The organism is Chloracidobacterium sp. (assembly GCA_016720705.1).
In the GTDB taxonomy this organism is placed as follows: domain Bacteria; phylum Acidobacteriota; class Blastocatellia; order Pyrinomonadales; family Pyrinomonadaceae; genus OLB17.
The window spans coordinates 1,177,230-1,199,079 of record JADKKB010000007.1; the positions used below are offsets into that span (position 1 = coordinate 1,177,230).

19 protein-coding genes are annotated in these 21,850 nt (G+C 49.4%); 8 read left to right on the forward strand and 11 right to left on the reverse strand.

Annotated elements, in window-relative coordinates; translation table 11 throughout:
• Positions 1–2: 2 nt before the first annotated feature.
• The 8 genes from IPQ00_12530 to IPQ00_12565 form a co-directional block, all read right to left on the reverse strand.
• Positions 3–2,939, reverse strand: coding sequence for a 4Fe-4S dicluster domain-containing protein (locus tag IPQ00_12530; protein ID MBL0241385.1), 2,937 nt, complete (start codon positions 2,937–2,939; stop codon positions 3–5).
• 68 nt (positions 2,940–3,007) lie between these two features.
• Complete coding sequence (locus IPQ00_12535) at positions 3,008–3,595, reverse strand: cytochrome c3 family protein (GenBank protein ID MBL0241386.1); 588 nt, start codon at positions 3,593–3,595, stop codon at positions 3,008–3,010.
• Between the two features lie 36 nt (positions 3,596–3,631).
• Positions 3,632–4,357 (reverse strand): respiratory nitrate reductase subunit gamma, encoded by a 726-nt coding sequence (gene narI, locus IPQ00_12540; protein ID MBL0241387.1) that lies wholly within the window; start codon positions 4,355–4,357, stop codon positions 3,632–3,634.
• Positions 4,350–5,000 carry a hypothetical protein gene (locus IPQ00_12545; GenBank protein MBL0241388.1) on the reverse strand — a complete coding sequence of 217 codons (651 nt, stop codon included), beginning with the start codon at positions 4,998–5,000 and terminating at the stop codon, positions 4,350–4,352. The genes narI and IPQ00_12545 overlap by 8 nt, the downstream gene beginning before the upstream one ends.
• Positions 5,001–5,016: 16 nt before the next feature.
• Positions 5,017–6,510, reverse strand: a complete 1,494-nt coding sequence (gene narH, locus IPQ00_12550) for a nitrate reductase subunit beta (GenBank protein ID MBL0241389.1) — start codon at positions 6,508–6,510, stop codon at positions 5,017–5,019.
• Between the two features lie 18 nt (positions 6,511–6,528).
• Positions 6,529–10,164 (reverse strand): nitrate reductase subunit alpha, encoded by a 3,636-nt coding sequence (locus IPQ00_12555; protein ID MBL0241390.1) that lies wholly within the window; start codon positions 10,162–10,164, stop codon positions 6,529–6,531.
• Positions 10,161–11,045, reverse strand: coding sequence for a c-type cytochrome (locus IPQ00_12560; GenBank protein MBL0241391.1), 885 nt, complete (start codon positions 11,043–11,045; stop codon positions 10,161–10,163). Before IPQ00_12560 ends, IPQ00_12555 begins: the two co-directional genes overlap by 4 nt.
• Positions 11,046–11,131: 86 nt before the next feature.
• A complete protein-coding gene (locus IPQ00_12565; protein ID MBL0241392.1) occupies positions 11,132–11,530 on the reverse strand; it encodes an Rrf2 family transcriptional regulator in 399 nt (132 codons plus the stop codon).
• A gap of 111 nt (positions 11,531–11,641) precedes the next feature.
• Here IPQ00_12565 and IPQ00_12570 point away from each other — a divergent pair, with 111 nt between their 5' ends.
• Complete coding sequence (locus IPQ00_12570) at positions 11,642–12,304, forward strand: PAS domain-containing protein (protein ID MBL0241393.1); 663 nt, start codon at positions 11,642–11,644, stop codon at positions 12,302–12,304.
• 72 nt (positions 12,305–12,376) lie between these two features.
• Here the strand turns inward: IPQ00_12570 and IPQ00_12575 are convergent, their stop codons facing one another.
• Positions 12,377–12,973, reverse strand: coding sequence for a hemerythrin domain-containing protein (locus tag IPQ00_12575; GenBank protein MBL0241394.1), 597 nt, complete (start codon positions 12,971–12,973; stop codon positions 12,377–12,379).
• 276 nt (positions 12,974–13,249) lie between these two features.
• Between IPQ00_12575 and IPQ00_12580 the strand changes: the two genes are divergently transcribed.
• The 7 genes from IPQ00_12580 (at position 13,250) to IPQ00_12610 (ending at position 20,481) form a co-directional block, all read left to right on the forward strand.
• Entirely contained in the window at positions 13,250–13,717 is a 468-nt protein-coding gene (locus IPQ00_12580) for a hypothetical protein (protein MBL0241395.1), read from the forward strand.
• A 24-nt stretch (positions 13,718–13,741) separates the two neighbouring features.
• Entirely contained in the window at positions 13,742–14,182 is a 441-nt protein-coding gene (locus tag IPQ00_12585; GenBank protein ID MBL0241396.1) for a hypothetical protein, read from the forward strand.
• Positions 14,183–14,216: 34 nt separating this feature from the next.
• Positions 14,217–14,618, forward strand: a complete 402-nt coding sequence (locus IPQ00_12590; protein ID MBL0241397.1) for a DUF302 domain-containing protein — start codon at positions 14,217–14,219, stop codon at positions 14,616–14,618.
• Positions 14,619–14,848: 230 nt separating this feature from the next.
• Positions 14,849–16,147, forward strand: coding sequence for an efflux RND transporter periplasmic adaptor subunit (locus IPQ00_12595; GenBank protein ID MBL0241398.1), 1,299 nt, complete (start codon positions 14,849–14,851; stop codon positions 16,145–16,147).
• Positions 16,137–18,104: an ABC transporter ATP-binding protein gene (locus IPQ00_12600; GenBank protein ID MBL0241399.1), complete on the forward strand. Its 1,968-nt coding sequence runs from the start codon at positions 16,137–16,139 to the stop codon at positions 18,102–18,104. The genes IPQ00_12595 and IPQ00_12600 overlap by 11 nt, the downstream gene beginning before the upstream one ends.
• A gap of 38 nt (positions 18,105–18,142) precedes the next feature.
• Positions 18,143–19,249, forward strand: coding sequence for an ABC transporter permease (locus IPQ00_12605; protein MBL0241400.1), 1,107 nt, complete (start codon positions 18,143–18,145; stop codon positions 19,247–19,249).
• 5 nt (positions 19,250–19,254) lie between these two features.
• Positions 19,255–20,481, forward strand: a complete 1,227-nt coding sequence (locus IPQ00_12610) for an ABC transporter permease (GenBank protein MBL0241401.1) — start codon at positions 19,255–19,257, stop codon at positions 20,479–20,481.
• A 56-nt stretch (positions 20,482–20,537) separates the two neighbouring features.
• Here IPQ00_12610 and IPQ00_12615 read toward each other — a convergent pair whose 3' ends face one another.
• Both IPQ00_12615 and IPQ00_12620 read right to left on the reverse strand, forming a co-directional pair.
• The gene (locus IPQ00_12615; protein MBL0241402.1) at positions 20,538–21,269 is read right to left on the reverse strand and encodes a DUF542 domain-containing protein; all 732 of its coding nucleotides are present in this window, start codon (positions 21,267–21,269) and stop codon (positions 20,538–20,540) included.
• Positions 21,270–21,317: 48 nt separating this feature from the next.
• Positions 21,318–21,527, reverse strand: a complete 210-nt coding sequence (locus IPQ00_12620; GenBank protein ID MBL0241403.1) for a DUF3565 domain-containing protein — start codon at positions 21,525–21,527, stop codon at positions 21,318–21,320.
• Positions 21,528–21,850: the final 323 nt, after the last annotated feature.

Consider the following 21,850-nt stretch of genomic DNA (forward strand, 5'->3'; position numbering starts at 1 on the left):
TCTTAATGCTCCTCCTTGGTTTCTTCGCGGTTGCTAACTTTTGCGAGATAGCTGACGGCCGGTTTTGTATTTAGCTCTTCGAGTAAGAGGTAATCTCTACCGTTCTTTTTATTCTCATTGACCATACTTGCCAGATCCGTCATATCGCCGAAGATAATTGCGTTTGCCGGACAACTCTGTTGGCACGCTGTCTGGATCTCGCCGTCCTTGATCGGCCGACCCTCGTTGCGGGCGTGAATCTTCTTTTCCTCGATCCGCTGAACGCAAAACGTGCATTTTTCCATCACGCCGCGGGTGCGGACCGTGACGTCCGGATTGAGCGCAAGATTTGCGATCGGATCCTCGTGCTCATAGTTGAACCAGTTAAAGTGGCGAACCTTGTAGGCACAGTTATTGGCACAGTATCTGGTGCCGACACAGCGGTTATAGACCTGCATATTGAGGCCCTCGCTGCTGTGTGCAGTTGCCAGCACCGGGCAAACCATTTCACACGTCGCATTTTCGCACTGCATACAGGGCAGCGGCTGAAAATCGACCTGGACGCCATCGGGCGTATCTTTGTAATACCGATCGATCCTGAGCCATTGCATATCGCGGGTCTTTGCCACCTCGGCCTTGCCCACAACAGGCGAGTTGTTTTCGGCCTGGCAACTCAGGACGCACGCGTTACAACCCGTGCAGGCGGAGAGGTCGATCGCCATCCCCCATTTGTGTACCGGATAATCGTGTGCGGCAAACAGCTTCTCAAATTCAGGATGCTTGATATCGTGCTTTCCGCTGACGTATTGCGAGATCGTAATATTCTCAACAAGCGGTCGGCCGAGAGCAGACTCTGCTTGCTGAGTTTTTGCCAGAGTGGTGGATCTGCCGGTCGGCTCTATGGTTACGTTTGCCGCCTGATAGCGAAAGGTTCCGTTAACAAATTCGACAAATGGGAAGGCGTTGGCTCCAATGTTGTTTCCGGCCTTGCCGGCCTTGGCACGGCCGTACCCGAGGGCGACTGCGATACAGTCGTCACTCTGTCCTTGCTGGATCAAAACCGGCAATTCGATCGCCTTGTTTTCCTTTTTGATCGAGACTATCTGTCCCTCGGATAGATTCAATTTCGCAGCAGTTTCGGGGGAAACGCAAGCATAATTATCCCAGGTTGTTTTACTTATCGGGTCGGGCAATTCCTGCAGCCAGGGGCTGTTGGCGTATCGGCCATCCCGAATGCTTATCTTTTGATAAAGTGCGAGCGAATACCCCGAAATTTGTCTGGACTTTACGCGGCCGATCGCGTCGTCTAATCCAACAGCGTTAAATCCGGCCTGGGAGGCTACACCGGCGGCCGCGTCAGCAACAAAAACGCCGTCTTGAAGAGTTTTGTCCCAGAAATCATCAAATTTTGGCTGCTTCGTTTGTTTTGTAAAGAGCGTTCCCTGCCAATTCGCACGCAGAGCCTCATAGTAGCTGCGGTTGTCGCCGCTCCAGAGCATCAGACTCTCCTGGTAAGCCCTTGTGGCAAAAAGTGGTGCGATCGTAGGCTGATTGAAGCTGTACGTACCGCGGACGGTCTCGGCGTCGTCCCAAGCCTCAAGCGAATGATGATTTGGGCAATTAAAATCAGCCAGGGAGGCCGTCTCATCCAGGGTTGGGCTAAATGACACCTTGAGCGGCACCTTTTTCAGATTTTCGCTGAAATCTGCTGATGCAAAGTAATCGTAGGCCGGGTTGGCATTGAGGACAAAGAGTGCGGCGACCTCGCCTTTCTTCATCTCGTCGAGCAAGCTGACAAATTCCTGATCACCGGATTGGGGCGTACGCGTGGAGATCTCAATATCGATCGTCTTGCCGTAGTTACCGAGTGACTGATTTATCACATTAACGATCTGTTGTATGTCAGCATCGTTTGACCCGGAGACGACCAATGATTCGCCCTTGTGAGCGAGGAGTTCGTCCGCGGTCGTTTCGATATTTTTCCTCATCTGCGGAGAAAGTGCAGGAGTTTCGAGCGTTGTCAGTTTTACAGTTGCAGGGTTAGGTTGGTTTCCCTTCTCAACGAGTGTCTTTGAAAGGAAAAGTAACGCTTCTGCTTCCTCCGCAGATGAAAGTTTTATACGCTTATCGGCATTTGCTCCGGTCAGAGACATTCGCGACTCAAATTGTATGTGCCGTGACATCTCCTTCTGACCCTTCTTCAGGTCGCGTGCGGTTGAATAGTCTTTGGTGAACTGAACCGGCGAGATCCAAGTCCCCAGAAAATCTGCGTCGAATCCGACCACCACCTTTGCCCGGTCAAAATGAAAGACGGGTGTCGCACCGGCGCCGTGTGTCCGCGTGTGTGCAAGGGCGACGGCAGATGTAGACGCTGATTCGTATACGATATGCTTGCCATCCTTAAAACCGGTCAAAAATTTATCTATCGTTGCTTTAGAGGTCGGGCTGATTACAGTTTGTGACAGAAATCTAACTTTGCCACCGGTTTGTTTGACGGCGGACAGTTTCTCCGTCATTTGGACATCAATGTCTTTCCACGCTACTTCCTTGCCGGCCGCCAGAGGCTTTTGTATGCGTTCGGAATCGTACAAGCTAAACACGAGCGAGTGTGCCACGGAACATAATCCACCCTTCGAGATCGGATGCTCAGGATTGCCCTCGACCTTGATCGGGCGTCCGTCGCGGACCTTTACGAGCGTGCCGCAACCGGCACTACAGCCCGAACAGGTTGACGCGTACCAATTTGCGATCCCGGGCTTTTCCTCCGGAGCTTGCTTGAGATTCGGAATGATCTTTTGCTCCGGAACGCGGCAGCTCAGCAGTGTTACTCCGGCCGCCGTATAACCGAGTGCCGCCAAAAAAGAACGTCGTGAGATACCCGCGATCGAGCTTTTTTCCGAAACCGGCTTTCCGTTTTCGTCCAATTCTAAAAATTGTTCCCAGAGTTTTTCGCCTTTCATAGAATTTAACCCGTTGTTATTTCCAACACTGTCCATCGTGTGCGACAGCGATCACAAATCAATATCCTCTAGTGATGACACGCGGAACAGTCCGTCGGTGCCATACGCGTCTGTTGGAGCCGTTCCGGTACATTTTGGAATGGGCCGTTAGGATCCAAAGCTACACCCTGATTTTGACGATGACAGGTGACACACGATCCCATCGAGAAATTGCTGAATTGTGAAACCTTCTCCATAGTTTCAACCGGCCCGTGGCACGTATTGCAATCTACTCCGGCGGTGACGTGCCGGCTGTGATTGAACGTGACAAAGTCCGCCAGATCATTTACCTTCACCCACTCGATCGGCTGATCATTTTGTAAGGCGGCGACTATCTTTTGCACCTCGGGCGAATCCGGCAGGACCTTGGTATGACAATTCATACAGCTTGTCGCGGTCGGAATACCCGCGGCTTTGGACTTGTCAGCAGTTGAGTGACAGTAGGTGCAGTTGATCTTGTTGTCGCCCGCGTGGATCTTGTGCGAAAAGTTGATCGGCTGGATCGGCTGATATCCACTCTGATCGCTGTATTGCCTAAAGGTTCCGTTTGCCCAAACAACAAACACACCGATAAGCGTTATCAGGATCGAGAGGATCTTTAATGTTCTCAGACTCATATTTACCTCAAACATCAAGCGGCATTTCGGACTATATTATTTTGTCTGTCCGGCGGCTTTCGGATCGTGTCGCGTGTATTGTCCGCGGATCGTTTTACGGTCCCAATTCCAACGTACGAGCTGATATGGCCGCCACAGGTATGTGATAGGCAGCGAGACCATATGGACGAGCCTTGAAAACGGAAATACCAAAAGGATCAGGAACGCCCCGATAATATGGAGCTTGAACATCAGGGGCATTGGCCGGACCATCGCCAGATCCGGCTGAAACATGAAAAGTGAATACAGATAGGGTACCGCCGTAGCGGCAAACCAAGACGAGCCCCAGCGATAAAACAGAGCGATGTAAACCCCCAGAAACACCTGTGACAGCAGCAGGACGAGGACGACGATATCCATCACGGTCGTGACCGCCCTTATCTTGGGCGTACTCACTCGACGCCAAAATAGGCTGACGATCCCGATCAGCGACATCAACCCGAATACAAGCCCTGTGACCTCCAGAATATAGAGGCGGATCGGGTCGCTGTTAAACGATAAGATCTGTTGCGGGATCAGAAAGCCTATCAAGTGGCCGGTCAGCGCCACGATTATCCCTATATGCCACGGAACAGAACCGTAGAACAACTCGTCGCTTTCGAGAAATTGTGAGGAGAGGCTTGAATACGAAAATTTATTAGTTACAAAGCGGTAGATCGACACGACGACCAACACCGCCACTGCTGTATATGGCAACCAAACATAAAGAATATACTCAAGCATATTGATACCTCACTTCCTTTGTCTCATCCGTCGTCTTAATCGAGTTTTCGGCAATTTGTTTCAGTGTTTCAAGCACAAACCGAATAAGGTGTCCGTATGGATTTGTCTTTTTCGCAAACGCTTCGGTCATCTTATTTAGAGCCGGGATCAGGCAATAGCCGATCATCCCTGCCCTCTCCTCAGCGTCGTCCAACTTGCACATTAACCGCAGCACGACCGGCAGGAAATCCGGCAATTGCATTGCCTGGCCAAGCTCGTATGGATTTTCACTTTCGCGCAAGCGGGCGAGAAATTCGCCGCGTTTGTAATCTTCGCCGAATAGGTGATATCCGACCTCTAACGCACAGACCGGATTGAGATCGAAGTTACGCGTGTAAAGCTCCTGCAACTCCACAAGCGGAAGCTCGTGGATCTCCCGGCAAAACTCCGAAAAATGTTCGTTTCCGGCACGGTCTGCTAATAGGCTCAGTGCTTTGCATCGCTCCAACGTTCCATACCAATCCTCGGTCGGATATTCCAGGACACTTGCCAGAGAATAGAGCAATTCAGTTTCTTCGCCTGTCAAAATAATCGTTTCACCCGTTTCGAATGGCTCGATCTTTGACGTTGAATTTCTAGTAATTTGAACCTGATTTTTTGACATAAGCCCTCTCCGGAATTTATGCTCCGCGTACCGGAAGCTGCCGACGTCCGAGTCCGGCACTGCCCTTTTCTTCCCACATATTGTCATTGAGCATCGCCAACGCTTCTTCGCGATGTGACGGTGGGATCACCACTCGTTCGTCCATCGTGGGCAATGAGGTCAGACGATAGATTGCTTCGGCCTCTTCGGGGGTCATATTGCACTCATCCAGAGCGTATTGAACGACCTCTTTGGATACATCGCCGACCGTCTCGAGCCTTTTGAATAAGCGTACGGCATACTGCTTCTTCAACGCATAGGAGACGTGATCGACGTTTCCGGCTGAAAAGAGGCTCGCCATATACTCGATAGGCAGACGGGCTTTTTCGATCGGGCTAAAGAGTTCATCATTGGCCGTGTCATAGACGCCGTCAGTCGTTTCTGCCATCACGGGTAACATCGGCGGGACGTAGAACAGCATCGGCAATGTCCGGAATTCCGGGTGGAGCGGCAGTGCCAATTTCCATTCCTTCACATATTTATAGACCGGTGAGCGTTCGATCGCTTCGAGCGTTCGGTCATCGATACCGTTCTTTCTGGCAGCTTCCCTAACCTTCGGATCTTTCGGGTCAAGAATGATGTCGCGGTGTGAGTCAACCAATTGTCCGTCTGGTACGTTTACCGAATCAGTGAGTCTGTCCGCATCATAGAGCAAACCGCCCAGGTAACGAATGCGGCCGACGCAGGAATGGAAGCAAGCCGGAGCCTGTCCCGTTTCGAGACGCGGGAAGCAAAGTATACATTTCTCGCTCTTGCCGGTTGACCAGTTATAAAAGGTCTTTTTGTAAGGACACGCGGTTACGCACATACGCCACGCACGGCATTTGTCCTGATTGATCAAAACAACGCCGTCTTCGCCGCGTTTGTAGATCGCGCCCGATGGACACGCCGCGACACAAGCCGGATTCAGGCAGTGGTTACAAATTCTCGGCAAATAAAAGAAGACAAGCTTTTCGATATCAAATAGCTCCTCTCTCTGCTGCTCGGTCAGGCTGGACAAATTCGGGTCATTTGCCGCATAGATCGGGGAACCGCTCAGATCGTCGTCCCAGTTCGGCCCGGCCTCGATGTTCATGTACTCGCCCGTGATCAGAGAGATAGGGCGGGCTGTCGGCTGGTCTGCTCCCTCGGGTGCGTCAAATAGCTCTTCGTACTCGTAAGTCCACGGCTCGTAATAATCATCGAGCTTGGGCAAGTCCGGATTATGAAATATGTTTAAGAGCCGCGAGCTCTTTCCGCCCATTTTCAGATCCGGTGCACCGTCCTTTTTCTTCCAACCGCCGTTATATTTTTCCTGATCTTCCCACGCGGTCGGATAGCCGGTACCGGGCTTGGTTTCGACATTATTCCACCACATATACTCGGCACCTTTACGGTCGGTCCAGACATTCTTACAGGCAACTGAACAAGTGTGGCAGCCAATGCACTTATCTAAGTGAAAGACCATCGAAGTTTGTAATCTGACGTCCATAACAATTTCCCCCTTTCTCTAGTAAGTGACCTTGTCCAATTTTCTGACCATAATAAAAGTGTCGCGATTCACGCCGGTCGGCCCCCAATAATTAAAGTGGAAAGTGTATTGACCGTAGCCGCCCATCATCAGGACGGGCTTTAGACGAATGCGGGTCAAGCTGTTGTGTCCACCAGCTCTCTTGTTTCCACGAAGCGGCGATTTCGGGATGTCCAGAGTTCGTTCAGGTGCGTGATATTGAATGCAAACACCTTTAGGAATTCGGTGAGAGACGATCGCACGTGTACAAACCACGCCGTTGTCGTTATATGCCTCGACCCAATCGTTGTCATTGATCCCGAGATCAACGGCATCCTCGTTGTTCAACCAGAGCGGTTCGCAACCTCTCGAGAGTGTCATCATCCGGTGATTGTCCGAATAGGTCGAGTGGATGTGCCACTTGCCGTGCGGCGTCAGATAATTCAAAGCCTTGACCCTGCCGTCGGTCGGGCTATTCTTGAGATCGCCAAAAACTGCCGGAAGCGGCGAAGGTTTGTACGTCGGTAGATTCTCACCAAACGCTATGTAGCCTTCCTGATCTTGGTAGAAATGCTGTCGGCCCGTCAGTGTTCTCCACGGTACGAGTTTTTCGTAGTTATAGGTAAACGGGGCGTACGCCCGGCCATCGGTGACCAACCCTGACCAGACAGGGCTGTTAATAACGCGGCGGGGTTGAGCCTGCAGGTCTTTGTACGTGGCTCGCGAACTGCGGCTCTTTTCCGCTAGATCTGCGAGAGGACGGCCGACCTTTGTCTCAATGTATTTGTAGCCGCGATACGCCAATTCACCATTCGTTTCGGGTGCAAATTGGAGAATTATATTTGCCGCATCTTCGGCACGTTTCAATGACGGGTATGTGTTGCCGCCCCATTCTTCGACCGGTGTCCGGCTTGATGTCACTGCATCGTCGTAGATGTCTTCGACGTCATACTTGACACCGTGTGCGCCCAACCCCTTTCGTGCAAGCGGTCCGAAAGAGATGAACCGATTATAAAGATTCACATAATCGCGCTCGACGAATTTGATGTGTGGCATCGTTTTACCGGGAATCGCCTCGCATTCGCCCTTCGCCCAGTCCTTGATATGCGGCTGTGCAATTTCATCCGGACAATCGTGCTGCAGCGGCACCATCACCATATCTGCTACCGGATTCGGGAGGTGCTCTTGCGACAATTCGCTGACCTTTTTGGCCAAACCGCGAAAGATCTCCCAGTCGCTTCGTGATTCCCAAGCTGGCGGGACCGCCTCCGAAAGCGGATGGATAAACGAGTGCATATCCGTCGAGTTCATATCCGCTTTTTCGTACCACGTCGCAGCCGGCAAAACGATGTCCGAATAGAGAGCGGATGTGTCCATCCGGAAATTTAGGTCAATGACCAGATCCATCTTGCCTTCGGCTGCAGGAACTGAAACATTTATGTCCTTTACCGAGCCCTCAGCACACTGGTCAGCAACGTCGTTGTGATGTGTTCCGAGATAGTACTTAAGGAAATACTCGTGTCCCTTGGCACTGGCCATAAGTGCGTTGCCGCGCCAGATGAACCACACTCTCGGGAAATTTTCGGGCTTGCTCGGATTTTCAACAGAAAATTGCAGTTTCCTGTCTTTCAGTTGATCGACCACATATTTTGAGATCTGCTCATCAGATGTGGCACCGGCCGCCTTTGCCTCGTCCAGAATTTGATGATTTGGTTTCTCAAATTGTGGATAGAACGGTAGCCAGCCGTTTCGCACGGCCTGCACTTGCGTATCCGCGGTATGCCCCTTGGCAATGTCCGCCGTAGCCCCAACTGCAGTATTTTCCGGGATCGGAGCATAGACTGAGCTCTCTCGCTCATATCGCCATTGCTCACTGTTTATGTAATGCCAGGATGGCGCATTTTGCAGGCGCGAAGCCGAGATCCAGTCTTTGGCAAAAGCCAGATTTGACCACGGGGCGACCGGAGCTAGTTTCTCCTGGCCGACATAGTGATTCAATCCGCCGCCATTTTTGCCAACACAACCCGTCAACATCAGGGCGGTGATCGCGGAGCGGTACATTAAATTGTTGTGATACCAGTGGTTGATGCCCGCACCGATGATCACCATACATTTACCCTCGGTCTTTTCGGCGGTGACACACCACTCGCGGGCAAATTTAATAACCGTCTTACGGTCAATACCGGTAAACTTCTCCTGCCAAGCCGGAGTGTATGCGCGGCTTTCATCGTCGTAATCCGCCGGATATTCGCCGCTAAGGCCGCGATCGACGCCGAATTGGGCCATCATCAGGTCATAGACGGTGGCAACAATGACCGGGCCATCTTCTGTTTCGATCGTCCGGGTCGGAACGCCGCGCTTTGCAACGGTCCCTTCGCCAAACTCTCTAGTTACGACCTCAACATTGTTTTTGTCGCCATCGATCAGCGTCAATTTCGGCAAGATGTCCGAATCGTCAGACGGGTCTTTGAATTCAAGATTCCACTTGCCCTGCTGTTCCCCCCAACGATGTCCGACGGTGCCGCTCGGCATTTTCGGCGAATCCGAAAGTTCATCCCAGATCAGGAATTTCCATTCGCCGTTCTCTTCGTCTTTGTAATTGGATAATTTGTTTGCCCTGAGCAACCGGCCGGCTTCGTAGCCGCCTTCAGTTTTTACTAACTCGACGAGGAACGGTGAATCTGTATATTGCTTTCCATAATCGATGAAGTATGGCGTCTGCTTGTCGTGGTGAAATTCTTTCAGGATAACGTGATTGACCGCCTGCCAAAACGCTCCGTCTTGTCCGGCGAGAACCGGAACCCATTGGTCAGCGTACTTAGCAACCTGATTAAAGTCTGGTGCAAAGACAACCATTTTGGTCCCGTTATGTCTGGACTCAGCGGCAAAATGGCAATCGGGCGTGCGGGTCATATTGAGGTTGGAACCCATCACTGCCAGAAACTTTGAGTTATACCAGTCGGCACTTTCGCAAACGTCCGTTTGCTCACCCCAAACTTCGGGCGATGCGGGCGGCAGATCCGAGTACCAATCGTAAAAGCTCAGATTGACGGCGCCCATTAGCTGCAGAAAACGTGAGCCGGCGGCGTAGGACAAAAACGACATTGCCGGAATCGGCGAAAATCCTGTGATGCGATCGGGACCGAATTTTTTGATCGTATATATACACGATGCAGCGATGATCTCCTGAACCTCGTCCCAACTTGCTCGGCGGAAACCACCTTTGCCCCTCGCCCGCTGGAATCGTGCCCGTGATTCGGGGTTCTCCATTATCGATTCCCAGGCTTTTATCGGGTCAGCGTGCTTTTCACGTGCCGCTCTCCAGAGGTCTTGCAAAGCTCCGCGCAGATATGGATATTTCACCCGGATCGGGCTGTACAGATACCACGAATATGAGATACCGCGTTGGCAACCACGTGGCTCATAGGGCGGAAGACCTTCCTCTAAGAGCGGATAATCCAGAGCCTGCATTTCCCAGGTAACGATGCCCTGTTTAACGTAGATATTCCAACTGCATCCGCCCGTACAGTTCACGCCGTGGGTGCTGCGGACTACCTTGTCGTGCTGCCAGCGATTACGGTAAAATTCTTCCCAGCCACGTGTCTTGGGGCTGATCATATCCTTTATCCAACTCATATTTTTGACCTCCGCACAATTTCTTCTCGGACAGCTCGATGGCGTTTGCGCCAGTAGAAATTCAAACCGACTAGCGACAGTATTGAGAACCCAAAACCTAAGGCCAGGAATTTAGCATCGATGGTTTCTGACGGGGCCGTTGCCACGACAGGGGCATTTGGATTTTCTAGTTTTGAATTCTGTAGGTAAGCAAAAAGCTGAACGATCTCTTCGTCCGTCAACTTGTGATCGCGAAACATTTCCGTCATCGTCGGAAAATTTGGATTCTGCAAAATTAGGATCAGTTCCGGATCACGGTATTTTATATTCGCGGCCGTTAAATTTGGCCCCAGCGTTCCGCCGCCAAGCCAACCAACATTCGTCACCGTGTGGCACGAATCGCACGAAACACCGCCGTTCTCAAATCTCTTTCGGCCGGTAAAATACTCCCAGCCGCCTTCCACATCACCTGGCTGTATCGCTCTTGCGAGTTTTGCTCCGGCCGGGACGAACATCTCGTTTTTTGCTGTAAGACTTCTAATTAGCTCGATCAACGAGGTAAATTCATCCGCCGAAAGCGTCTGGTCAGGCATGATCGTCGGTGCGAACTTTTTGAACAGATCCGCCGCGGCAGGATCTTTCTTGGCCATCGCCGTCGGCGATTTAATATATTCTTCAAGCCACTCCTTGGTCCGGAGTTCCGTTACACCCTTCAGGTCAGGGCCTTGCTTGTCGCCGCCGCCGATGCTGTGGCAGCTGTAACATTTTGATTCAAACAATTTTGCGCCGGCATCCTGAGCCATAACATCCAGGCTTGGGATCAAAAGCAACAGCAACAATGCTATGAAAGCTTGTGCGACCGAAACCCCCGCTATTGATATTGTCTGCCTTATTCTTGACATTTTTCTCACCTTCTTTTTTTCGTTCTCGGGCCAACCGTCAAGCCCTCGGTCGAGTGGCACGTTAGTAACTGGTTAATCTCACAACTTCAGTCAACAATGTCCGCAATCGTTTTAGTTCTAAGCAAATTGACAAAATTTTCTCTCAGCGGCATCCACGAATTGTGAAGGGTACAAGGACATTTGTTGTCACAATGGTTTAGGCCGAGAATGCACTGGTCAAAATCTATCAACGGATCCAAGATCTGATAAACATCCCAAAGTGTGATCGAATCGGCCGGTATTGCTAGTTCATAACCGCCGTGAATCCCTTTCACAGAGCGTAAAAGTTGATGCTTTCGTAAATCGCCAAGGAGTTTTCCGAGATACGCCGACGGAATTCCTTCTTTTTCTGCGATCTCCTGTAAACCACACAAGTCATTTGGGGAGTTCTTGGCTAAATACGCCAAGGCTCTGATCCCGTAACCGGTAGTTTTTGAGAAAAGCATATTCTGTCAACCGATAAAATTACCTTCTTATCTACTTATTTATAATTACGATTTGTGCTAGGCTGAACAATGATTAGAACGCATCATTTCTTTGATTGAATTGTTTATAAAATGCGGAAGCGTGAGATAAAAGCAATTGTCGAAAGCACTGCAGATCCTGCATTTGCGGTCAACGGGATGCACAACATCGAATTCTGGAATTCGGCGGCGGAAAGTTTTTTTGGTCTTCAATCAGACAAGGCTGTTGGGCGGAGTTGTAGTTCGATCATCGCCGGATATGATGAGTGCGGCAAGTTTTGTTCGCACGACTGTCCGATCCTAGAGGCCACGGCCGATCAACGAACAGTTCGTAACTTTGATCTGCGTTTGAACACAGATCAAGGTAAGCGATGGTGCAATATTTCGATATTGGCTGTTTACGAGGAGAATGCGGTTTCGCCGTACACCATACACATAGTTCGCCCTGTCGATCTAAGAAAACGTATGGAAGTACTGCTCCGAGATTTTGTGGTAAATGAAACGAGTTTGCCGGCAGAACAGGCCAAGCAGTTAACTTCCACCAAACGGGCCCCCACAAGTGAAACTCGTCTGAGTGAACGCGAATGTGAGGTTCTGCGCCACCTCGCAAGAGGAACAACGACGATAGATATTGCAAAGCAGTTATTCATCAGCCGAACCACTGTAAATAATCACGTCCAGCATGTCCTGAAAAAGCTTAACGCCCGCACCCGCCTCGAGGCCATTCGACGCGCTGAAAACGCCGGACTGATCTGAGCAACTACCGGAGTATCAGTCATATACACTGATGTATTAGGGGCGAAACCAAATAAAGCGTAAAGATTCAATTCAGTTTGTCGAACACACTTCGTCCGGCGTGATTGACGTTGGCGTCACTTGTCGTCGCTGATACATTTCCCTGCCGACTGCCAACAATTCCTCACGAGACAATATTTGTGCCGCCGATGGGAATACAAATTCGTTTTCCATCTGGATATGCGGGCGATAGATATCGTAGAGACTCTCGCTAAGGTCACAAAAGAGTTCAAGTTTGTTCATTCCCAGATTTTCGTCCGTCGCGAAACCTAAGAGCATCTTGGCTAAGGAATTTTCAATGTTTGCTGCTCTTTTGTGCTGCATCTCTAACTGACCGATGACCTCGAAAACATCTGAAACAACGGTATCGCTGTATTCACGCATCCTCGGAAAAAGCGATTGATCCTCGTCCATCGCGTGTGTAACGCCGACAGTGGCAAACTCCGTGAGTGCCGCATCGATCGTCGCAAAAACGTCTTTCAGGTCACTTTCGTCGATCGTGCGTAAACTTTCACTGGCTCTGCGAAGCGTCTCTAGATTTGTTGCAATGCTTGAATGACATATAAACAAAACGTCGAGCGGTTTGGCGAAATCAACTTTAAGCGGAACAGGCATTAGCGGCTTTGACATAATGATCCTTAATTCTATTTTATTAATTTTCTACTCCATTTCTCGTTATTCTGCCATTATTAGTGCAACAAGCGAAAGGTTTCCGGTCAGAACAAGAAGAAAAACTTTTCGATCTGAGGCAAAACGATAAATGGGTCATTTTGAACTTCCCAAGGAACGATCGCCGCATTCGATCATAAATGAGAATTAATTAACGAAATATGATTCAAATCATAGTTATTGCGACTCAGTAGTTATATAGTTATATAGCAAGTCCACTTTTAAGGAGAAAAAGGTATGAAAACAATTAAATTGATTTCACTAATTGCAGGCCTCTTGGTATGTGTGGTCTTTCTGGCAACAAATAACGCCGCCGCTCAAGATGGATCTAAAGTCGTAAATTCGGTTCCGGCTAAGAACGAGAGCAAGTCGGCAGTTAAGGCCAATGGGGCCAACGAAGCTGAGAAAGTGTTAAACATAAAGAGCGGGCTGAAATTCAACAGCGAAAAGCCCGCGATCCTATCCGTCATCAGTTCGGAAAAGCTGAACTTAAAAGCCGTCGGACTCAAACAAGGACAGGTTATGTCAAAACATAAAGCCGGCTTGAGAACCACCCTCATCGTTCTGGAAGGAAAAATTGAGTTTTCAATTGGCAACGAAAAGTTCGTCTTAAACAAACTGGCCGCCTACGAGATCCCTGTAAATGTTGAACACGAGATCCGGGCTATTGAACAAAGTATTTTTTCTTTAACGCAAGAGAAGTAAGATAGAGCAGTAGGAGATCGAGCGATGCAAAAGCACACAACGGGCAAAATCAATATCGGCGTTGGTTTGATCGTGATGGCTGGCTTTATGCTTTACGGTTTTTATCTGATCTACGCCCGGGATCTCGCTCCGGACAAGGAAGGGTGGATTGCAATCTACGCGGTTCATCCACATTTCGAAGCACGCCTCGCCCACGTTCACGGAAATCTTTTCGCATTTCTGAACGTCCTTTTCGGTTATCTGATAATGACTCTGCCCATCGGAAAGACTGCAGCAAAATGGGTTTCTTACCTTGCTCTAGCGGGTTTGCTGATGCCGATCGGAATCCTATCTGAAATATATTTAGGACTGCCGCCGATTTTGGTTGTTCTTGGAGCGAGCTCAATTGTTGCGGCAACGCTCATCTTAGGCATTGCTGTAATTCGTTTGCAAACTGATACTGCACGGATATCTGAGATCGAATAGTCAATTTTGGGATTACCAGGAGATTGTATACCGTATGAAATCGCAAAAAGCACAAAACTATGGTTATTGTCGTGAAGTAGAAACTCCGTTTGAAGAAACCTTAACGCGAATCCGCGAAACCCTTCAAAAAGAGGGCTTTGGTGTGTTGACCGAGATCGATATGAAGGAGAAGCTTAAGGATAAGCTCGATATTGAATTCCGGAAATATGTAATTTTAGGGGCGTGCAATCCGCGACTGGCTCATACGGCCTTGCAGGAGGATCTACAGATCGGCTTGCTCCTCCCGTGTAACATCATTGTTTATGAGTCAGGAAATGGCTCAGTGGTCGCGGCGATCGATGCCAAGAAAATGCTTGCGGTCGCCGAGAATCCGCAACTTGCCAGCACCGCCGAAACCGTTAATGAGAAGTTGCGCTCGGCAATAGACGACCTTTGAAGTAGTTTTGAATCTTAAGAATAGTAAGGAAGTAAACTATTGGACACGATTGACCACTTCCATTTTGGCTTTCTTGAGTTCTAAATTGCCGGACGATATTTCGATAAGCAATTTTGATCAGAACTCCTCAATATGCAGAGTGTAATGGTGGAAAGGGTAAGAAATAAATAGGCACGATCAACTAATCAACCGGTCAAGAGGATAACCGGATCGAGCACAAAAATAATGTTATGAGTGACCCCGAAAGTAAACTCGATAAGACTGAATCGAATGAAGATCTGAAAAATCAACTGCCTAGATCAAGAAAAAAGGGGTTCCGGATCGTTGCGGTATTGTTGCTGCTCGGACTGGTCGGTGTTTCGATCTGGTATTTCATCCTGCGTCACCCCCCGATCCCGTCAAATCTGATTGAAGTCAGTGGACGTATCGAAACCGACGATGCGAGGGTCTCGTCAAAAACATCCGGAAGAATTCGAGAAATAAATGTTAGCGAAGGTAGTTCGGTTAAGGCTGGACAGGTCATTGCCGTTCTTGATGATGCGCAACTCGTAGCGCGCGAAGAACAGGCTCAAGCGATCGTCGATCAATCCGAAACGCGGATAACCAGAGCTAGACAACAAATAGCGATTCTTGAAGAACAACTCAGACAATCGCAAATCGGTGTAGATCAAGCGAAACTCGATTCGCAAGGGCGCGTTAATCAGGCCGAAGCCCAGATCTCACAAGCCAATTCACAAATTGCGCAGGCGGAGGCCCAACTCGCTCAAGCCGAAGTAAACTTAAAGCAAGCGAAATATGACGAAGAAAAATCACTGAGGCTCTACAAAACCGGTGACGTGCCGGAAAAACAAGCCATACAAGCTCAGACTAACGCGGAAGCTCACGCGAAAGTAGTTCAGGCACAACGCAAACAGGTTGAGTCAGCCCGCGCAGGCTTGAAAGCCGCACAGGGAACGTTGACAGTCGCACGCGCCAATCTTGCAAATCCAAGCCTTCGGGCATCGCAGTCAGCTGCCATACTCAAGCAGATAAATCAGGCGCAGAGTGATATTGATGCTGCACAGGCGGATTCGGAAAGAGCCCGTGCTCAACTGCGAGAGGCTCAGGCAAACCGAGCTGATCTAAATATAATCGCCCCGTTTGATGGCACGGTCGCAACACGCTCGGCAGAACCGGGCGAGGTCGTTGCTCCCGGGGCAGCGATCGTAACCTTGATCAACCCCAATTTGATCTATTTAAGGGCATTCGTACCCGAAGGTAAGATCGGACTAGTTAAAATTGGGCAAGCCGTTCGCGTCTATCTCGATTCGAATCCAAATCAGCCGCTCGAAGCGGAGGTTACGATGATCGATATGGAGGCCGCCTTCACGCCGGAAAACACGTATTTTCGTGATGAACGAGTTAAGCAAGTCGTGGGTGTCAAATTGTCCTTGAAAAACCCAGGTGGCTTTGCGAAACCCGGGATGCCCGCCGACGGAGTAATTTTGATCCAAGGTGAATGGTCAGACAATATTCGATATGGGCAATAAGGATCTAGAAAATACCAATTTAGACCATCAAGACCTAAATAGAAATAACGCTAAGGCACTCGAAAAGGTGATTGTCGTTAAAGGTTTACAGAAAACTTACGGAAAGTTACAAGCTGTTAGAGGCATCGATCTAGAAATAGCGCAGGGGGAAATATTTGGACTTATCGGGCCGGACGGAGCAGGCAAAACTTCCGTCTTTCAGGTCTTAGGCGGCGTGATGCCGGAGACCGGCGGTGACGTCTCGATTTTCGGTAAAACGGCGCGTGACGCGCGTTCGTTCGTTGGCTATCTGACCCAGGTTTTCAGTCTTTATCAGGATCTGACCGTTGCCGAAAATCTGCGCTATATCGGTGAATTGCGATTGCTTTCTAAAACAGAAATCGAAGAGCGCGGAATGCGGTACTTAAAACTTTTCGACATGGAGCGTTTTACGGATCGCCTCGCGGGACGTTTGAGCGGAGGAATGAAGCAAAAGCTCGCACTGGCGTGTGCTTTGATCGCGGAGCCAAAAGTACTTCTCCTTGACGAACCGACAACCGGTGTCGATCCGGTCTCACGCCGGGAGTTTTGGGATACTTTGGCAGATCTATCGAGCAAGGGAATGACCATCGTTGTCGCTACGCCATACTTAGACGAGGCCGAACGATGTTCGCGCGTCGCGCTGATGTTCGACGGCAAGATCGTTGAGACGGGGGCACCAAAGCAACTTAGAGAAAGTTTGGGTATGAGCCGACTGGAACTAAGAACGGCTGACTTGAACGAAACCGAAAGGCTTCTAAGTGAGGCAAACGAAATCGAGGATATTCAGCGCTTTGGCGATCGTCTCGATCTGATGGTTGCAGATCCGGACAAAGGTAAAAATGCCGTTCAAGTGATCTTAGAAAACGCCGGGATGAAAATTAGCGACATACGTACGCGAGAACCAACTTTAGAAAACACTTTTGTTGCGATATTGCGGGACTTGGAAGGCGATCTCAAGGTGCCGCCATTTCCCTTGCGGCGCGAGTTTCGAAAACATCCGCCGGATGCGGTTGCCATCGGGGCGGAAAATGTAAGTAAGGTGTTTGGTGACTTCGTCGCCGTCAAAGATGTCAATTTGAATATCAAATACGGCGAAATTTACGGACTGTTGGGAGCGAACGGCGCGGGCAAAACAACGACGATAAAAATGCTCTGCGGACTGCTCGAGCCGACAGGCGGTATAGTCGAACTCGCCGGGAAACGCGAGCAAGCCCGCTCGCCCGAGGTACGTAAACGAGTCGGCTATATGTCGCAAAAGTTTTCGCTTTATGACGATCTCACGATTGCCGAAAATCTGGAATTTTTTGCCGGAGTCTATGGCGTGCCGCGCGAAGAACGAGAAGAAAAGAAACGATGGGTGTTGGAATTTTCCGGATTAGAAGGTCGTGCCAAAATGATGACCGGAGATCTGCCGGGCGGTTGGAAACAACGTGTTGCCTTTGGCTCGGCGATAATGCACGAGCCTTCAGTTTTGTTTCTGGACGAGCCGACTTCCGGTGTTGACCCGTTGGCTAGACGGTCGTTTTGGAAAATGATCAACGAACTTGCAGATAGAAAAGTGGCGATTCTGGTAACAACGCATTATCTCGAAGAAGCCGAGCAATGCAACAATCTGGGTTTTATGGTTGCCGGCGAAGTTGTTGCGGAAGGAACGCCTACGGGTATCAAGGCAGAGCAAAGCGGACATCTGATCGAACTGATTACCGACAAACCGCAACACGCATCAAATTTTCTAAAGGGGAAAATGGATCGTTGGCGCGTTTCACTATTTGGTGACCGTCTGCACGTCATTACCGAAGAAGATGTACAAACCGGTATCAAAAATTTGAAAGAGAGCCTGGAAGATGTAGGAATTATGGTGCTTAGAGCTGCAGAAGAAACATTTTCGCTCGAAGACGTATTTATTTCAATTGTCGAAAAACAGCGTCAAAATTAGTCAGAGAGTAGAACGCATTTTAGACCGAGTATTGAGTTGTGAAACGGATATTTGCCCAAGCCAGAAAAGAATTAACACAGGTTTTGCGGGACCGCTTGACGCTCGCATTGGCACTCGTACTGCCTCTAGCGTTACTGGCGTTAATGGGGTACGCAATTTCGCTGTCGGTTACGGATCTGCCGATCGTGGTTCAGGATTTCGATAACTCGCCTTCATCGCGCCGTTACATTGCCGCTTTTCGCTCCTCATTGACGTTTCGGATCGTCGAATTGCCGATTGGTGAGAAACCCGAACGAGCGTTGCTAGACAATAGCGCCCGAGCAGCGATCATTATTCCGGAACATTTCGAGAGCGATCTGGAACGGGGATTAGCAACTGAAGTGCAGATCTTGATCGACGCGAGCGATGCCAATACCGCAAACGTGATGCGGGGTAGTGCAACCGCGGTTACTCAAGTGTTTTCAAGCAAGTTAACAACTGCGTCCGTGCCGATGCCGATCAAAGCCGAAGTGCGCTTATGGTTTAATCCCGGGAGAGAATCAGATAAATATATCGCACCGAGTATGCTGGTCGTCGGCCTCGCACTTTTTCCGCCGCTACTTGCGGCCTTAGCGATGTCGCGCGAGGGCGAACAGAAAACCATTTTGCAGGTCTATGTCTCAAGTATAACTGCGCGGGAATATATCCTCGGGAAAATTTTAGCGTATATGGCGATCGCGCTCGTGGAATGGTTTCTGTGCATACTGTTGGTCTACTTCTTGTTTGATCTGACGATAAAGGGTGATCCGACACCACTTTTGGTATGTACAATTATCTATCTTTTTACTAATGTTTGCTTCGGCACTCTGATCGGTGTGGCGATTCCTAATCAAGCCGCCGCTATTCAGGCCGTACAGATCGTTGGTTTTTTGCTTTCGTATCTTTTGTCCGGGGCAATTTTCCCAATTGCCAGTATCCCACCCGCAATTCGCTGGTTTTCATATTTAATTCCGGCAAGCTACTACAACATCGTCGTTCGTGATGCACTTGTCCGCGGCGGAAATTGGTCTAGTGCGTGGTTTGCGCCTTTTGCACTTGCGGCAATTGGAACAGTTTTCTTTACGTTGGCTTGGGTACGAATGAGAAAAATGCAGATCGAGGCGTAGCAGATATGGAAAGACTTTCGCGATGGCTAGCACTTTTCTCCAAAGAATTACGGCAAATTGGACGTAATCGTCGCTTGATCGTGATGTTGATCATTCCGCCGACGCTACAAATTGTTCTTTTCGGTTTCGCTCTTAATCCTACGGTTTCTGATTTGAAGTTAGGCGTTCTCGACGAAAGCCATTCGGCCGAAAGTCGAGAACTCGTTTCGGCAATGACCGAAAGTGGTTCGTTTGTAGTTTATAAATATTACTTGTCGGATACCGAGATCGACGCGGCAATTGGCTCGGGTAAGCTCAATACGGCCTTGATCATTCCGGCGGACTTTGCCAAAAAGCGAACTGCGGGCCAAACCGCGACGGTTCAATTACTAATCGACGCCGTTGACTCTAATACGGCAACGATCGCGGGAGGTTATGCTGCACGAATTATAAACACGTTGAATCAACGCATTTTGAAAAATAGTTCGATGCAAAGCGGTAGTGTTGCTCAGCCCCAAATCCCTATTACAGGAGTATCCGGCAGTGACTCTGCGGATAAATTGCCGGTCGTTATTCAGTCGAACGATATCCGGACCCGGTTGAAACAGCCATCGGTCATTCCGCGGGTCGCTCTTCTCTACAATCCCGGTTTGGACAACTCGTGGTTTATTGTTACCGGATTGATCGGGGCGTTACTCGTTTTGCAGGGCTCTATCGTCGCCGCGGCATCAATGGTCCGCGAGAAGGAAGTCGGCACGGTCGAACAGTTGCTTATGACACCTGCCAGTGCCGGTGAGATCATTACCGCCAAAATCGCACCGGTTTTTCTACTTCTAACGGCTGATATTGCGCTCGCTCTTGGGGTTGCACGGCTTGTTTTCGGCGTCCCGATGCTCGGAAGCCTGCCACTATTTTTTGTTTCCGGAGCAATGTGCGTACTTTCCGGCATCGGAATCGGAACTTTGATCTCCACCTTTGTCGGTTCGCAGCAGCAGGCTCAACTGATGGGCTTTTTCGTTAATCCGCCGCTACTGCTTTTGTCGGGAACGACCACGCCGATCGAAGCAATGCCGCAATGGTTGCAACCGTTCACTTTGCTAAATCCAGTTCGGCATTTTGCAATTATTTCTCGCGGAATTATGTTAAAAGGTAGCGGAATAGAGATACTCTATCCCAATCTTCTGACGCTGTTAGGATTCTGCATCTTACTGGTTGGCATCAGTGCGTGGCGCTTTCATCGGCAGTTAAAATAGCGAATAATACCAAATGGAAATGAAGCCACAAATACCTCATCCACGATCTTTTACGATCATAGATCTGCGTTTCCGGCTTCCTCAATTTTGGCGGCGAGCGGAAACAGCAAGTTGTTTTCCAAGTGAATGTGATAATGAAGGTCTCGTTCGAGTCCTAATATCCCAGAATAAAGTTCACACATTTCTGAAGTCGCTGCTTCTGGCAATTGGTAATCTGCCGAGACCTTACGCATCTTTCGTAAAATATTTACAGACTCCTCGTGTTCCAAGCGCAGCATCCGCGACTGATTTTTGACTGATTCAAATCGGATCGGCAGTGCGCTAACGCCATCCAATAGACCGGCTTCAAGATCCTTTATATACGGAAACAAAACAGTTTCTTCGTTTTGCATATGTGTCAACAGATCGTTGCAGAGCGTCTTAAAGACGTTCTGCAGGTCCAAGAGTTCCGGATGATCTGAACTGTGGGTGCGGCAAACTTCCACGAACAAAGTTGAAATACGTTTCGATTCCTCTTTGGTAAATGTATGGTGTCTTTCGACAATATATTCAACTAGGCCGGAAGCAGTCTTTTGCTCTGCAAAATCGCCAATCATATTGGTGTTTGCTCGCTCTTCTTCGATCCTTCGGGAAACAACGCCCGAATCGACTCCGGCGATCCGACACGCATCGTCAAATGATCTATTTCCGGCACAATAATAGTCGATATTGAATTCTTCAAAAGCAATAGTTGCGGTCGGAGTCGACTGAACAATTTCACGGACGGTCCGGTCATTAAGTTTGGTCATTAGCACGAGTGCCTCCAACGCTATTTGACTTATCGTACGGGGCTTCGCTCATAGGCGGGCGTCCGCCGGGTGCTGCGGATCGCACTTCTTACATTCTAGTTCGACACCTAATTTTTCTTGGCGTCCTTCTTCCGACAAAACCCATTCGCGGATGATCATCGGAGGTCGATGCCGAACGTGCTGATAGTGCCCGCACTCGAGTTCCGCTCTCCAGTCGCCATCTTCGTCTTTATCAAAACCAACTATTTTTTGCTTCATAGCCAATAGCTCCGCTTTTGGTACTAGTCTGGCAAGTTTTCGTCTGTTTTCGGAATGAACGCCGTGGCTGGATTTGGGCATTCACACCAAGCGAGCTTGAAATCTACTTGCTGTGCCTCTATTCCCTTCGTTTACCTGCCATCCGAAACGGAGGCCAGCTTATTTACCTCAGATCATACACCTGCGAATGACGAACTCGGTGAATGACTTGATGAAAATCCCACAGCAGCCACTCGATTTGCAAGCACTTTTCTCTAGTTTAACAAATTAGCGCCACAACATTTAAGGCACCTCGTATGTTACGTAAATATCTGGATTGTCGC